Annotated in this window: 19 protein-coding genes and 2 pseudogenes; 8 read left to right on the top strand and 13 right to left on the bottom strand. The window is 54.4% G+C overall.

Going from position 1 to position 12,707, the window contains the following annotated elements; all coding sequences use genetic code 11:
* Positions 1-240: 240 nt before the first annotated feature.
* From BSG09_RS17945 to BSG09_RS17900, 9 genes are all read right to left on the bottom strand, one after another.
* A complete protein-coding gene (locus BSG09_RS17945; protein WP_092935600.1) occupies positions 241-831 on the bottom strand; it encodes a TVP38/TMEM64 family protein in 591 nt (196 codons plus the stop codon).
* A gap of 237 nt (positions 832-1,068) precedes the next feature.
* A complete protein-coding gene (locus BSG09_RS17940) occupies positions 1,069-1,290 on the bottom strand; it encodes a hypothetical protein (protein ID WP_092935598.1) in 222 nt (73 codons plus the stop codon).
* A 291-nt stretch (positions 1,291-1,581) separates the two neighbouring features.
* Positions 1,582-2,271 carry a cytochrome c biogenesis CcdA family protein gene (locus BSG09_RS17930; RefSeq protein WP_092935596.1) on the bottom strand — a complete coding sequence of 230 codons (690 nt, stop codon included), beginning with the start codon at positions 2,269-2,271 and terminating at the stop codon, positions 1,582-1,584.
* A 2-nt stretch (positions 2,272-2,273) separates the two neighbouring features.
* A complete protein-coding gene (locus tag BSG09_RS17925) occupies positions 2,274-2,852 on the bottom strand; it encodes a TlpA family protein disulfide reductase (protein ID WP_092935594.1) in 579 nt (192 codons plus the stop codon).
* Positions 2,853-3,575: an SCO family protein gene (locus BSG09_RS17920; protein WP_092935592.1), complete on the bottom strand. Its 723-nt coding sequence runs from the start codon at positions 3,573-3,575 to the stop codon at positions 2,853-2,855.
* A 102-nt stretch (positions 3,576-3,677) separates the two neighbouring features.
* Positions 3,678-3,941: a DUF7521 family protein gene (locus BSG09_RS21420; protein WP_092935590.1), complete on the bottom strand. Its 264-nt coding sequence runs from the start codon at positions 3,939-3,941 to the stop codon at positions 3,678-3,680.
* On the bottom strand, positions 3,941-4,312 hold the full coding sequence (locus BSG09_RS17910) for a winged helix-turn-helix domain-containing protein (RefSeq protein ID WP_092935588.1): 372 nt from the start codon (positions 4,310-4,312) through the stop codon (positions 3,941-3,943). The genes BSG09_RS21420 and BSG09_RS17910 overlap by 1 nt, the downstream gene beginning before the upstream one ends.
* Positions 4,313-4,507: 195 nt before the next feature.
* Entirely contained in the window at positions 4,508-4,690 is a 183-nt protein-coding gene (locus BSG09_RS17905; RefSeq protein ID WP_092935586.1) for a hypothetical protein, read from the bottom strand.
* A gap of 199 nt (positions 4,691-4,889) precedes the next feature.
* On the bottom strand, positions 4,890-5,288 hold the full coding sequence (locus BSG09_RS17900) for a hypothetical protein (RefSeq protein ID WP_092935584.1): 399 nt from the start codon (positions 5,286-5,288) through the stop codon (positions 4,890-4,892).
* A 475-nt stretch (positions 5,289-5,763) separates the two neighbouring features.
* Between BSG09_RS17900 and BSG09_RS17895 the strand changes: the two genes are divergently transcribed.
* The 5 genes from BSG09_RS17895 (at position 5,764) to BSG09_RS17875 (ending at position 9,176) form a co-directional block, all read left to right on the top strand.
* Positions 5,764-7,188 carry a cytochrome ubiquinol oxidase subunit I gene (locus BSG09_RS17895; protein ID WP_092935582.1) on the top strand — a complete coding sequence of 475 codons (1,425 nt, stop codon included), beginning with the start codon at positions 5,764-5,766 and terminating at the stop codon, positions 7,186-7,188.
* Positions 7,181-8,182 (top strand): cytochrome d ubiquinol oxidase subunit II, encoded by a 1,002-nt coding sequence (locus tag BSG09_RS17890; RefSeq protein ID WP_092935580.1) that lies wholly within the window; start codon positions 7,181-7,183, stop codon positions 8,180-8,182. The genes BSG09_RS17895 and BSG09_RS17890 overlap by 8 nt, the downstream gene beginning before the upstream one ends.
* Positions 8,182-8,505, top strand: a complete 324-nt coding sequence (locus BSG09_RS17885; protein WP_092935578.1) for a hypothetical protein — start codon at positions 8,182-8,184, stop codon at positions 8,503-8,505. The genes BSG09_RS17890 and BSG09_RS17885 overlap by 1 nt, the downstream gene beginning before the upstream one ends.
* A gap of 124 nt (positions 8,506-8,629) precedes the next feature.
* Entirely contained in the window at positions 8,630-8,842 is a 213-nt protein-coding gene (locus tag BSG09_RS17880) for a hypothetical protein (RefSeq protein WP_241430464.1), read from the top strand.
* 136 nt (positions 8,843-8,978) lie between these two features.
* On the top strand, positions 8,979-9,176 hold the full coding sequence (locus tag BSG09_RS17875) for a hypothetical protein (RefSeq protein ID WP_139246264.1): 198 nt from the start codon (positions 8,979-8,981) through the stop codon (positions 9,174-9,176).
* A gap of 164 nt (positions 9,177-9,340) precedes the next feature.
* Here BSG09_RS17875 and BSG09_RS17870 read toward each other — a convergent pair.
* A pseudogene (locus tag BSG09_RS17870) lies at positions 9,341-9,562 on the bottom strand (hypothetical protein); the annotation flags it as partial.
* A 134-nt stretch (positions 9,563-9,696) separates the two neighbouring features.
* On the opposite strand from BSG09_RS17870, the gene BSG09_RS20990 reads away from it, so the two are divergent.
* Positions 9,697-9,852: a hypothetical protein gene (locus BSG09_RS20990; protein ID WP_175542251.1), complete on the top strand. Its 156-nt coding sequence runs from the start codon at positions 9,697-9,699 to the stop codon at positions 9,850-9,852.
* Between the two features lie 125 nt (positions 9,853-9,977).
* Entirely contained in the window at positions 9,978-10,250 is a 273-nt protein-coding gene (locus tag BSG09_RS17865) for a winged helix-turn-helix transcriptional regulator (RefSeq protein ID WP_092935604.1), read from the top strand.
* Positions 10,251-10,337: 87 nt separating this feature from the next.
* Here BSG09_RS17865 and BSG09_RS17860 read toward each other — a convergent pair whose 3' ends face one another.
* The 3 genes from BSG09_RS17860 to BSG09_RS20415 form a co-directional block, all read right to left on the bottom strand.
* Positions 10,338-10,703 carry a DUF7568 family protein gene (locus tag BSG09_RS17860; RefSeq protein ID WP_092935574.1) on the bottom strand — a complete coding sequence of 122 codons (366 nt, stop codon included), beginning with the start codon at positions 10,701-10,703 and terminating at the stop codon, positions 10,338-10,340.
* A 6-nt stretch (positions 10,704-10,709) separates the two neighbouring features.
* On the bottom strand, positions 10,710-11,210 hold the full coding sequence (locus BSG09_RS17855; protein ID WP_092935572.1) for a hypothetical protein: 501 nt from the start codon (positions 11,208-11,210) through the stop codon (positions 10,710-10,712).
* A gap of 778 nt (positions 11,211-11,988) precedes the next feature.
* Entirely contained in the window at positions 11,989-12,198 is a 210-nt protein-coding gene (locus BSG09_RS20415) for a hypothetical protein (protein ID WP_139246263.1), read from the bottom strand.
* A gap of 373 nt (positions 12,199-12,571) precedes the next feature.
* Between BSG09_RS20415 and BSG09_RS17850 the strand changes: the two are divergent.
* Positions 12,572-12,707: pseudogene (locus BSG09_RS17850) on the top strand (IS5/IS1182 family transposase); the annotation flags it as partial.

Genomic DNA, 12,707 nt, shown 5'->3' with positions numbered 1-12,707 from the left:
CTATCTGGAATATTGTCATTGAGATGATCCTGGAGGGCATCATGGTTCCAAGGGCTCTGAGTAATGAATCGCCGGATGCGGTCTTCATGAACATCCATTCGTTTCCCAATGCCACGCAAGGTTTTGTGGCTGCCGGGGCGCACTAACCCCTCAACGTAGGCAAGTGCCATCCGCCACGTATTGGCGGCACGCGCCCACGACGAGCCGTCGGGCCGCGTCGTGAACGCGGCCCGAACTGGGTCAAGAAATCGCCGAATCGCCAACTTTGGATTCTGTATCCGGCAGTTGATTTGGGCCATGCAAACTCAAAGGCGTCCAGCGAAGATTGCGGTGCCGATTCAACCGCCGAAGTAGTATTAAGAAACAGATTGCATCATCCGGAAGGCCGGGAATGATGACGAATGCCAACAGTCCGGGAACTCCAACCTGTTCGACGAACCTATCAAATCGAGTTACTACATCCTCGTGGAGGAGTTGCTCAACGAATGGTCGTCCGAATTGTTTGGCAAGGCAGAACGCGATTGTACTCCCGAGGAGAACGCCAACAAGGCTGTATACTGTTCCTGCAAGCGGCCCGAAGATGTATCCCGAGACGAGTGCGACAGCTTGTCCCGGAACTGGGGCTACGATAACTTGTATAGCTTGGACAAGAATGAATATCAGCGGTGCAAAGGCACCGAATTGGCCGATCCATTCACGAAGCGCTTCAGCGTCAACAATAAACGGAGCATACTGACGAACACTGGCATATACCGCGAAGAATGTGGCCAGTAGGAGACAAACACCCACAAGACCGCGACGGAACGCTGCTCTAGAAGAGAAAACCTGCATTCAACACCACCAATTGTATTGACACAGCACACTTACCACAACCCAGCAGTCGAACCGGCTATAATCGTCCCTAAGAGAAAAACTACTAATAGAAGTAAGATCAGTACAATCCCAGATATCTCTGAGATATCCATTCTACTATTACTATACACTAGTCCAGATAATAAGCTTTCGAAGGGTGGGGCAAGAAACACTATTGGTAGCGACTGTATCGGTAGGAGCAGTGACTCAGTTGCCTCATAGACGGAGTTCGTTGGCCCGCTTCTCGAGTTTGCGCAGGATCGGAACACGTTGTTGGTGTTGATTTTCGTAGGCGATGCAAGCTCGCAGCGTCTCCATATCGTTGATCGTCGCGATGCTGGCGTCAATCAGTCGTGTGTTCGGTGCCTCAAGACGCTGTGCTGGTGAGAGCTTGCTTGAGTCTTGGGATACAGTGTTTCTATCGAACCACCACGGCAGTACAATCCCATTATGATTCTCTCAAGGACGAGGAGACGATCAAGGCATTTGCCGGCGAGTTAGAAGAGATGGTAGCGGAGTACTCAGATGAGCGACAAAACATCTTCTCGAAACGAAAGCGGATTCCGAGTTCTTTCTCCAATCTAGCTTTGATCGACTCTCGAAGGGTTTCAGAAAGCGTTTGGAGACACACTGGACAAGTAACTTCGAACGTTTTAGTTATTCTTCACGAATTAAACCTTCCTCGTAGAAAGGGTTCCGGGCTACGAAGCCCGTTAGATGGGCCGATTGTTAGAATGTGGGTAGCGAGACGAAATCGAAGACGACGATAGCGAGATACAACTGTCCGAGGCCAGCGACAATCATCACGACACCAGCGATACGCTTCAACAGCCCAGAGTATGCTGTCAGTCGGCCAGCACTAGCGAGAAGTCCCATTCCCGTTGCAACGGTTAGTGAAATCATTAATACAACGACACTGCCGACGTAAGTGCCGAGAAGAATTACTGCATTAGTTGGCGTGAGTGAGAGCGAACGGGTGACAACGCTGATGAACAGCGGTGCGACACAACCTGCCGACGCGAGAGCGTAACCAATGCCGAAGATCGAAAAGCCGAACACGCTCGAGCGGCGCTTCGGGAGGGGAACAGAAAACGACGGCGCACGATCAGCAACGATCAAGATACCGAGAACAACCAATACGAGGCCAGCGATGACTTCGAACCACTTGATCGATGACAGTGTTGACTGACCTACCCAGAACGTTGCTCCAAGGAGCACTGTGAACGTGATGAGGACACCGAGACCAGCGAATAGCCCACGACTCAGTGCACCGGGTAGGGACGCCTGCTCGCCGTCGGTCTGGCTCACATAAAAGCCGACGTAGCCCGGCAACAGCGGGTACGCACACGGCGAGAAAAACGTCGCGATACCGGTCGAGAGTCCGAACACGATCGACGTGGTAAGCGCAGCGTCAACCATCCTTACTGCCCTCCAGCCTCGAGTGCTTGTTCGATGCCAGCGACGAGCTCATCGGCAGTTTTGATACCCGAATCCGACCACTGTACAGTTCCCGACATGTCGATCGCGACGGCGGAGGGATAGCCGCCTGCGAGATATCTGGCTGTCAGCGCGGCAGTCGGGTCGAGACCGAGCAACCAACTTCCGTCGTGTTTCTCCCACCAGTCGGCTAGTTCCTCGTTCGGCCTCGATTCACTCGTGACCGACATGAACAGCACCTCGTCGCCGATCCGCTCGTTCGCTTCGGCGAGTGCCGGCATCTGCTCGATGCACGGCGGACACCACGTTCCGAAGAAGTCGAGGAATGTTGCCCGATCCGCTGCCGGAACGCGGAACTCGCCGGCTTCGCTGCCCGGCGCATCGATCGTTTCGATCGTGAGTGGCTCCGTGTTCGTCGATCCGGTTTCGTCCGAATTGCCGGGTTGTGACTCGCCACTTCCGGTGTTGCCGTCCAGCGATGGCGGCCCACGGATTACCATTACGCCAGCACCACCGACGATGCCCACGCTTCCAAGGCTGGCGAGGACGTCCCGTCTGCGCATCTACTCGGTCACCACCGTTTCGACGTCATCAACGACTGTCGCTGGATCGATCGAGGCTCCGTTCGGATACGCACGCTCGACGATGCCGCGTTTGTTGGCAAGCAGGATCAGATTGTAGTGAGGGAACATGTACTCGAGATGATCATACTGCGGGGCATCCGTCTTCTTGAACGGCAGCCCGATGTCCTCGGTCATGATCGTCTTGGCTCTGTCGTACGTCTCGGGTCTGAGGAAATGCCAGTTGTCAGCCTCGGCGTCGACACCCTGCTCGTCGGCGAACGTCCGCAGCTTCGATTCGGTGTCGCGCTCCGGATCGAACGTCATCTCGAGGAGCGCCACATCGTCGCTGAAGCCGTTTTCAGCGGCGACTTCCTGAGTGCGCCGCAGCCGCAACGTGAGCGCTGGGCACATCCCATCCGGACAGTTCGTATATATGAACGTCATCAACACGGCCCGCTCACCCTCGAATTGATCGGTCGAGATCGTCTCGTCAATCAGGGGATCGGGCAGGCTGAGCGACGGCAACTCATCACCGTAGCTTGGATGTGACGACTCGCTTAAATCCGTCTCCGGCGGCTTGAGAACCGTATTGTCGGCATGCTGTTGTTCATCACTTTGATTTGTGTTGCCGTTCTCAAGTGTGTTCGAGAGTGAGTCTAGACAACCTGCAGTGGCAGCGATACTTGAGGCAGCAATTGATTGGAGGTATAAACGTCGATCCATAGGTGTAGGTTTCGAGTTTGGATGTAAATCTCATATGCCGATTTACTGGCCGAGAAAATTCGAACTCCATCCACAAGAAAATAACATATTGGTATGGTTTACTTACTTCCTCAATGACATGAGGATAAGTGTCATTCCACTCGAAACGACAATTGCCTGAATAAGAGCGGCAGATGCGATCGTCGTATCGAATATATGATAAATAATCCCCTCACAAATCGCGCCAACACCGATAAAAACGAAGCCACCTGAAACATATAGCATTGGCTTCTGATCGCTTCGTCGATAGCCGTGATACGCTATATATGCGACGACAAGACTTAGAATGAACGTTATTAGCTTTGCAATTAAGAAGGATGGCTCCATTAGTCTTCACCTCGAAGATCGCTCCAGAGAGAGACAAAATTGTCTGCGAGCTCGTCACGAGTTTCAACTGTTAGTGACAGTTGCCCATCACTGAGATCCAGATGAAGTTCTTCAAGCGTCGTTTTGAATTGACTTCGGTGAGAGCCATCTGAACCAACGGTCTGGAACTCCTCGAGAAGATCATGGTCCTGTAATGTTGACACCCGACGATAGATGGTTGTTAGCGAAGCATCACACTCTTCACTAAGCGTTTGTGCGGTCTTTGGATCGCGATCCGCAGCAAGGAGTATCTCTCGTGAATATTCATCAGCAAGAATGTCGAAAATGTCTATTGAATTTGAAGACTCTCCTTGATGCACATGATAATCCATGCTGTCCAGTTTCAAATATGACACGATATTCTAAATCAGAAAATAATCCACACTATTAATATCGACTATAGTAACACCCCTGGCAATTCGATTAACAGCATCAGTTTTATTGTCTACTAGGATCTGTTGAAATCCTATTGGTTCGACACTTCCTCCGATGAAACAGCCGTTAGTTAGAGCTGCGAACGAGTCGTATTAGGAAGAGGAGTAGAACGTCATCAGCAGTTCGATTACTGCGTAGACGACCGCCAAGCTTCCGGAGAAAATACCTATCGTACTCAGCAGTCGGTTTCGGGGGACGACAGTCGTTTGCGCGACCACTAGTAGGGCTATCAGGATGACAAGAACCGCGAGGAGTCGGTTGGTGCGGTCGGACATACGATTACCTCACGCCAGAGTGAAGTGAAGTATCTGGCTCTGTCGAAACCCTCAACTGATGATAGTACTGGCGTGCGAGATACAAAGAATGTAGTCAGCAACTCACTACTTCTCTCTCACGGGTGAGCGGGTGGATGAGCCGATAGGAAGTAACAAGGGCTCTACCGCCGAGTGTAGGTGCTTAGTGGTCGGGCAATAGTCACCGCGCCGGGGCAAGCCGTGCGACGAACATATAGAAGGCGAAAGCAGCCACGAGCAGTCCGGCGAATTGTGTCCCAGCAGTGGCAAAAAACCCGACTTCGGTGTACACGAGCGGCGCAGCTATGAACCAGATGCCGAAGACGAGGGTGAGTGCTGCTGGCGCGAGTGCGACCGCCTGGTCTCGTCGGAACAGCCGGAGGTTCTGAACGGCAAACAGCGTCGCCAACAGCCCACTCGTTACGATACTCCCTGTGAATGCGGCCGACGTCCCCGCAACGATCGGCGTCACCGTCGCTAACAAGCACCCGAGTGTCGCGGCCACCGCGCACGCCAATAGGAATCGTTCGTCGCGCCGCTCAGCGCTCGTCGAGGGTGTCGTCTCTATTGTGTCGGCCATCAACTCCGTGTATGCGGCGGATCGGTATGAAACACCGTGGCGAGCCACTGGTTTGCTGTCGATTGCGTGAGCTGCTCTACACTACCAGTGGTAGCGATTGACATGTAATCGATTCGCGCTGTGTGTTCACCTATGGAAATTCTGCTGGTTAAACAAACCACGTTTGCTAAGATAATTCTTCGGGCGACAAGGACTTGCTGTAGTTTTTGAGCGTAGAATCGACAACCAGCGAACCGATAGCTACTGAAACAGCCATCGGGCGGGGGACTTCTTGTTAGCGAGAGCGATCGCTAACGTTACCACCAACTGGCCAATGAGCGCCGCCCTACACTCAGCTATGACCGCCAAATCATATAAGTAAACTCGGTTCTAACGCCATTCCTAGAAATGACGACACGAACACACAAATCAAAATACCTTTTCTGGTATGTCCACACGAAAGACGTGTCCATGCCGCTATCCTCACATACCTGTTATGCTTGAGCCCGTCGCTGCAAGCCGGTTGCAGTTTGCGGTGACGACGATTGTCCACATAATCTTCCCAGTCATGAGTATGGGGCTCGCGCCGTTTCTCATCTATTTCACCTGGAAGGATATCCGCACCGGCAAGCCCATCTACGAGCAGCTTCGGCGGTTCTGGACGAAGATTTTCGCCATCTCCTTTGTCGTGGGCACCGTCACGGGGATCGTCCTCGAGTTCGAGTTCGGGACGAACTTCGCGGTGTTTGCGACGGCCGCGGGCGACCTCTTTGGCGGCCCGCTCGCCCTCGAAGGGATGATGGCGTTCATGCTCGAGGCGACGTTCCTTGGCATCTTCGTCTTCGGCCGCCAGCGCGTCGGGAACGTCCTCTATATGATCTCGGCGGTCGCAGTCGGTATCGGCACCTGGCTCTCGGCCGTCTGGATCCTGGTTGCCAACTCCTGGATGCAGACGCCACGCGGGTACGAACTGGTCTCCGAAAACGGCCAACAGGTGGTTACGCTCGTCGATCCCTTCGCTGCGTATCTGAACCCGCGATTCCTCTGGATGTACGTCCACATGCAAAACGCCGCCGTCGAATCCGTGGCGCTCATTCTGGCGGGGCTGGGCGCGTACTTCGTGTTCCGCCACCACATCTGGGGCTACCCGATCGAGAACGTCGAGTTTTGGGAGACGACGCTCAAGTTCGGGCTCATCGCCCTCATTATCACCGCGCCGCTGCAGGTTCTTCACGGCGATCTCTACGCACGACACGTGTTCGAAACGCAGCCACAGAAATTCGCAGCGATGGAAGCCATCTGGGAGACTGAATCGTACGTCCCCGAGTACATCATTGCGTTCCCGACGAGTATAGAGAATCTCCTCGATCCCCGGGCGAAGGACATCTTCGGCATCGGGATCCCAGGTGGCGCATCGTGGCTCGCCAGCGGCGGCGATCCACAGGCGACGATCCGCGGCCTCGAGGAGTTCGAAGGCCCACAGCCACCCGTCGCCCTCGTCTTCTGGTCGTTCCGGGCGATGGTTGGCCTCGGGTTCTGGTTCATCCTCCTGGCCGTCTGGGGCGGCTACCGCTGGATTCGTGGCCAACTCCTCGAGGATGACCTGCTGCACCTGGCGCTGATGGCGTCGACGCCGCTTGGCATCCTCGCTGTCCATCTCGGCTGGATCGTCACCGAAGTCGGTCGCCAGCCGTGGATCATTCAAGACGTCATGAAGACGAGCGCCGGCGTTTCGTCTGACCTCACCGGCACAGAGGCGACGGTGACATTGGCCGGCTTCGTCGTCGTCTATCTGGCGTTGCTCGTATTGTATCTCTATGTCATCGCCCGAATCGTCCGTAGCGGACCGCCAGCACTGGCTGACCTCACGGTGACTGAGCGTCCGGACACACCGACGGACGAGGTGGGCACTGATGACTGATGGCGGCTGGCTCGCGAACGGTCCGTTGTTCGACTTGCCGCTCGCGGATATCTGGTTCGGACTGGTGTTTTTCATCTTCGCGATGTTCCTGTTTCTCGACGGGTTCGACTTCGGCGTCGGATTACTGTTTGCGACCCGTGCAGACAGTCACGAACGTGAGCAGTTACTGGCCGCGATCGGCCCGTTCTGGGACGGTAACGAGGTGTGGCTGGTCGTCTTCGGTGGTGCGCTCTTTGCGGCGTTTCCGGCCGTCTACGGCAACCTGTTTAGCCGTCATTACCTGCTGATGTTCGCGATCCTCGGCGCACTCATCATCCGCGGGCTCGCCCCCGAGATGTACGAACAGCGCGAGGACGACCGGTGGCACTACTGGTGGGGCCGCGCGTTCATTGTCGGCAGCGTCGCAGCGCCGTTTTTCCTCGGCATGTTCACCGCCAACTGGTTGGTCGGCGCGACGACCATCATTACCCTTCCCAGCCTCGTCGTTGGTCTAGCCGTCGTCGCGCTCACTGTCGTTGACGGTGTTGCCTTCCTCCGGCTGAAGATACGGGGTGAGCTCCGTGCCGACCTCCAGGCGGACGGCTATCGCGCGCTCGGTGCCTATCTCGTGTTAGTCGTCCTGACGCTTGCGTACATCGCCGTCGCAGTCCCGGATCTTCGGTCGGCACTCGTCTCGCCGCTCGTGGTAACATTCATCGTGCTGACGCTCGTCCTCGCCGGCGTGTACGCCGTGGCGACGAGCCGTGATCGGTACTACGTGGCGTTCGTCGCTGCTGCGGGGCTCGTGTTCAGTCTCGTGAGTATCGTTGCTGGGCTGATGTATCCGGCTATCGACCCTGCAGTTGGCTTGACCGTCGACGCGGCGATCGTCTCGACGGTCCCGCTCAATCTCATGTCGATCGGTGCAGGGCTGCTCTTGCCACTGATCTTCATCTACTTCGGCGTGCTGTACTCGGCGTTCAGTGGACCGATCGACGTGGAGGAATCGTACTGATGAAGCGTGACAAGACGGACGGCAACGGAACGAGAACCGTTGAGAACGACTCGATTCGTGACGAGGAACGCACCGGTACCGGTGTTGAACGCCGCCGATCCGATCGTGAACAGTCACACCCGCAACTCGGCTCGCGAATACTGGTTACGTGGTTCGAACTCACCGTCGTCGGAATTACCGGCAGCCTCCTCGGGACCACGGTCGGTGGCCCGGTTGGCTTTCTCATCTATCTCGCGACGTCGCTTCTCACCGTCGGCGTCATCTTCTACAACGTGAACCAACTGATCAAGGGCTGGGTACAGATGACCGGAGAGCTACCGTAACAACACATGTCCGACTCGAGACTCCCGTTCGCAATTATTACCTCGAACCGCAAAGTGCCCTCTAGAGCAGACAATACTGTCCAACAGGTCACCACTTTAGCGCGTTTGGGCCGTTGTATCACATGTGAGCCAACCCATGTCACAGAACGATGGACACAAGCCGTACAACAGTTCCCTGTTCGTAAGCGGCGTCGCGATGGTCCTCGCGAGCCTCATCACAGCTGTCTGGATGTTCAGACTCGGCGATATCGTCACGGCACTCGGCCTCGGGTTGATCGTCGCCGCTGGCCTCCTGCTGGCGGGAATCGGCCTCTCGCCCGAGGCGACGACGCACTGACGCCCGCACTCCTTATCCCCGGCCTCGGTACTCTGCATATGCCAACTAGATACAACACCCTAGCGGACGACTCGAGGAGACACATCGTGAGCAACCGCTGTCGCCTGCAGTCACCGTTGACGGGGTGGATCCAGCCGTGAATAGTACTGATACGGTCGACGATGCGACGTGGATGCTCGCGTTATCGATCCTCGTCATCGCGGTACTCGTCGGCGTCGGCTTACTCCAAGTATATCTCAACAGCGATTACGGGTCGCTCTTCCGAAATCTGGGAATCGGGGTACTCCTGTTGCTGTTCAGCATCGGTTTCTATCGCAAGTGGCATGAGATGTAGTTGGCTCTGGTGTGGATCCGGACTCCATCATTTCATAACCGTCGCCTGAGTTGCCGCCTCTGCTTCCGTCGCTACTGCTCGAGTTCTAGCGTAGCCACGCGCAAAACCGCGTGGTGACGACTGTGAAGGAATATAAGTCTCTCAGCAGAAGTATCGAATTGGCTATCATCATCTATCGAACGGAGTTCGTTGGCCCACTTCTCGAGTTGGCGGAGGATCGGGACACGTTGTTGGTGCTGGCTTTCCTAGGCGATGCAGGCTCGTAGTGTCTCCATATCGTTGATTGTCGCGATTCCGGCGTCGATGAGTCGTGTCTTCGGTGCCTCGAGTCGCTGTGCTGGTGAGAGTTCGCTCGAGTTTCGAGGTTGCTCTGACGGATTGCTCATTGAGTATCGCTTCCGCCCCTAGTGGGGCACGAAAAACTGTCTGCTCTCTAGCTCTTTCCGCAAGTAAGAGACGGTCACTTGATACGGTACGTACAGACAGTGTATTTATTGAATCCAGGGATCTGTTAATAGACATGAATCAAATTGAGTCTATTAGTGTTTTATTCATCGGACTCGGGCTCATCACCGGTTCAACAGCGACAATACAGGGCTTTTCGAGAGTGGTCATCCCTTCGGTTTTCCTCATCGGCCTCGGTATCGTTGTGGCCATCGTTGGAAAGTATCGCTGACCGACACATATGTGTAGTGACTGTCTGTTTCACACTGATTACTGTCTTGGATACTGTCTGTGAACCACTATTATTAATACAAAGTAACGATAATAATCACCAACAATGGATGGGGAATGGCGATAATGAAACTCCGACGCCCAACAGACTTCCTAATCCTCGAGGCGCTCGATAAGAGGGGACGCAACGTTGCGTCGAACCTCGCCGCACACACGGGGAAGAGCCGGCAGAATATCAATACTCGGCTACCGGTGCTTGCAGATCATGGTCTCGTACGCAAAATCGGCCCCAAAAAACGGTCTGGACTGTATGAAATCACACCAAAGGGGCAAGCAGCACTCGCTCACAGAGACGAGTACAGAAGGGCGAAGGATTTCGAACAGCTGATCGAAGACTAAGTAACGACGACTAGTTGAACTGCGACTGCTCCTCGAGACACATGGTTACTCTGAGCGATCAGCTTGTGATCTCACCAGCTCCAGCTGTTAGCGTTCTGCGCCATAGATGATTTTCGAGGGGGCTTCGTAGCCACAGTCAGGACAGTCGAACCATCGTTTGACCTTCGCACCATCCGCAGATTTCTGGCCGACGATGACGTCGTCGTTCGAACACTCCGGACAAGCGAGTTCGGGGGCTGGTCGGTTCCGAAGTTCATCCTGAACGCTGCTCGCTTCTTTTGTCTCGAAGCCGCGCGACCACACTGGATAGTCATCGACGAGGATCGCTGCCCGCCACTTGTACGCGTAGGAGTCCGGGGCACGATGCAGGACAGCTCGCGCACCAGTCTCCGTATTCCGATACGTCAGCGTGGGTGTTCGACTCTCTCGTGTCCAGTTGGTAATTCGGGGCATGATTACTCAGAAATGGACGTCTGCCGGCACGATCCAGCACGTCTCGCTCTCGTCAGTGTCCTCGAGGAGGCGATCGAGGTGTCTGCGATGGCGGATCCCAGTTGCGTGCTGATCATACAAGCAGATCGACGGGCCACGGGAAGCACCGACCTGCTGGAAGGCGTGCCGAGCAAGGCCCTCGTCGCGCATGATCTCGTCGTCGCTGTGTTCCTCGAGTGCTTTCTTCACCCGGTTTAGGTTTCGTTGGAACGTTTCCGTCGTAGTCTCCCAGGCCCGCTCGAGGAGTTCTTCACCTTCGTCGGACGTAACGGGTGCAGCTGTCGGTAGGTCGCCCCACCGTGCTTTTCCAGCCACTGTTGTCTCCTCTTCGTCGAAGGTGACGTAGTAGTCGAACACCGCACAGGAATGCGGCTCTGCGCCAACCAGTCGGTCGAACACGGTCTTTCCGGTTGACAGCGCCTCGTCTGCTGTCGATGCCTCTACCAACGAATAAATGATCATATGCATCTGGGATACCTCACTGTGCCGACGCTCTGGTCAGTACTCGTCTGTCCTTACTCAGTGCGCCGGCAGCCATTATCGGCGCACAAAATCACGGTGCAACGCATCTGTCTCACGGAGTAAGTGGCCCGGATCGGTAATAGCATCGACAGCGATCGTCAGGTCGATCGACTCGTCGATAGCTTCGAAAAGATTGCAAGTGCCTTCGGAAACTTGCACCTCTGCCTCGAGTGGAGTTACTGGTTAGGGTGCATATGACTGACAGACTCGCAAGTGGTTTATTTCAACTCTCCCTTTTGATTGAATCAGGTGGCAAGTGGATGTGCGTATTGGCTGGAAGGTCTCCCCTCAATCAGGTCTGCGAGTGAGTCCGCTTTGAAACGATAAAATATACCAGTCCAGAGGGTGCTGCGAGTAGGCCAATAGTAAACCAGACACCCCCATCAGATAAAATTGAGAATAGCGGACGAGACGGCTGCATTATTGCTATCCACATGATACTGCCACTGACAAACATCAGTAGAAAAAAACACTGTGCCAAGAAAAGGCCGTTTCCGCAGGTACTCATTCACTCTATTGGTCATGTTTGTAGTTCTGCGTATGCTGCCTACATAGTAATCGTTACGCCGTACTGATCACTAACTCTCCGTGCTGTACTAACCGGTAACTGCGTATGCTTATTGAACGCTGGACAATCTATCAATACTGAGTGAGTGACACAGAACACTCAATATAAGAAAGTCAGTTTCTACAAAACGGGTATCTCCGTGAGAGATATCAGTATCTAGTTTACTTCGTCTTTATTGTATATTTCCACGCCAATCCCAACAATTCCAAGCAGTAATGCAAAAGTCATTATCGTTCCACTATCTTGGTATGGAAAACGAGTTATTCGGGGGCCAACCCAGTAACTTATTTCGTAGAAACCACCGTATAGCATCAAAATAATTGCAAAACGCTGTATGGATGCACCAGGGATTATACTTTTCGTCATAAAGAATGTTTCTCGGAATAACACATAATAGTTCGGTAGCTGTCTACCGGGGATAGAGCCACCGTGATGCACTCAGCATCTCTATTCCCATACTTTTCCTGATAGTTATCGATGGGATGGATTGTCACTCCGTTACTTGCTTGACCTGTACTGACCGTTCACTACAGCGTCAAATGGGTCCGTGACCGATTCTATGACCCGCTCGGTTAGGAGTTACTGTGGGTATCAGTCGGTTCACCACGCTCTGGTCGAGTGAGAAGACTCACTTCCTCCAAGAGCGCCGTTGCTGTCTCGATTGCTCTGTTGAACAGCGATCTAATCAGCCGATATCACTGGCTTAGAAGGATGAAGCCGAGGAATTCGATTCTGTCCTATGGAAATCGATATCCTCGACTTCGTTGAGCAGTGTCGTGACCTAGCCAAACAAGCGTTGGGGAAGCACGCGGGCGAGCCCGCCAGCGGCGGGTTCGCCCGCTGGGTCCATGTCGTCCTACACTGTTTTCGGCTCG

Source organism: Natrinema hispanicum (assembly GCF_900111485.1).
GTDB lineage: Archaea > Halobacteriota > Halobacteria > Halobacteriales > Natrialbaceae > Natrinema > Natrinema hispanicum_A.
The sequence above is the reverse complement of the archived record's forward strand: the minus strand, read 5'-3'. Positions and strand labels throughout refer to the sequence as shown.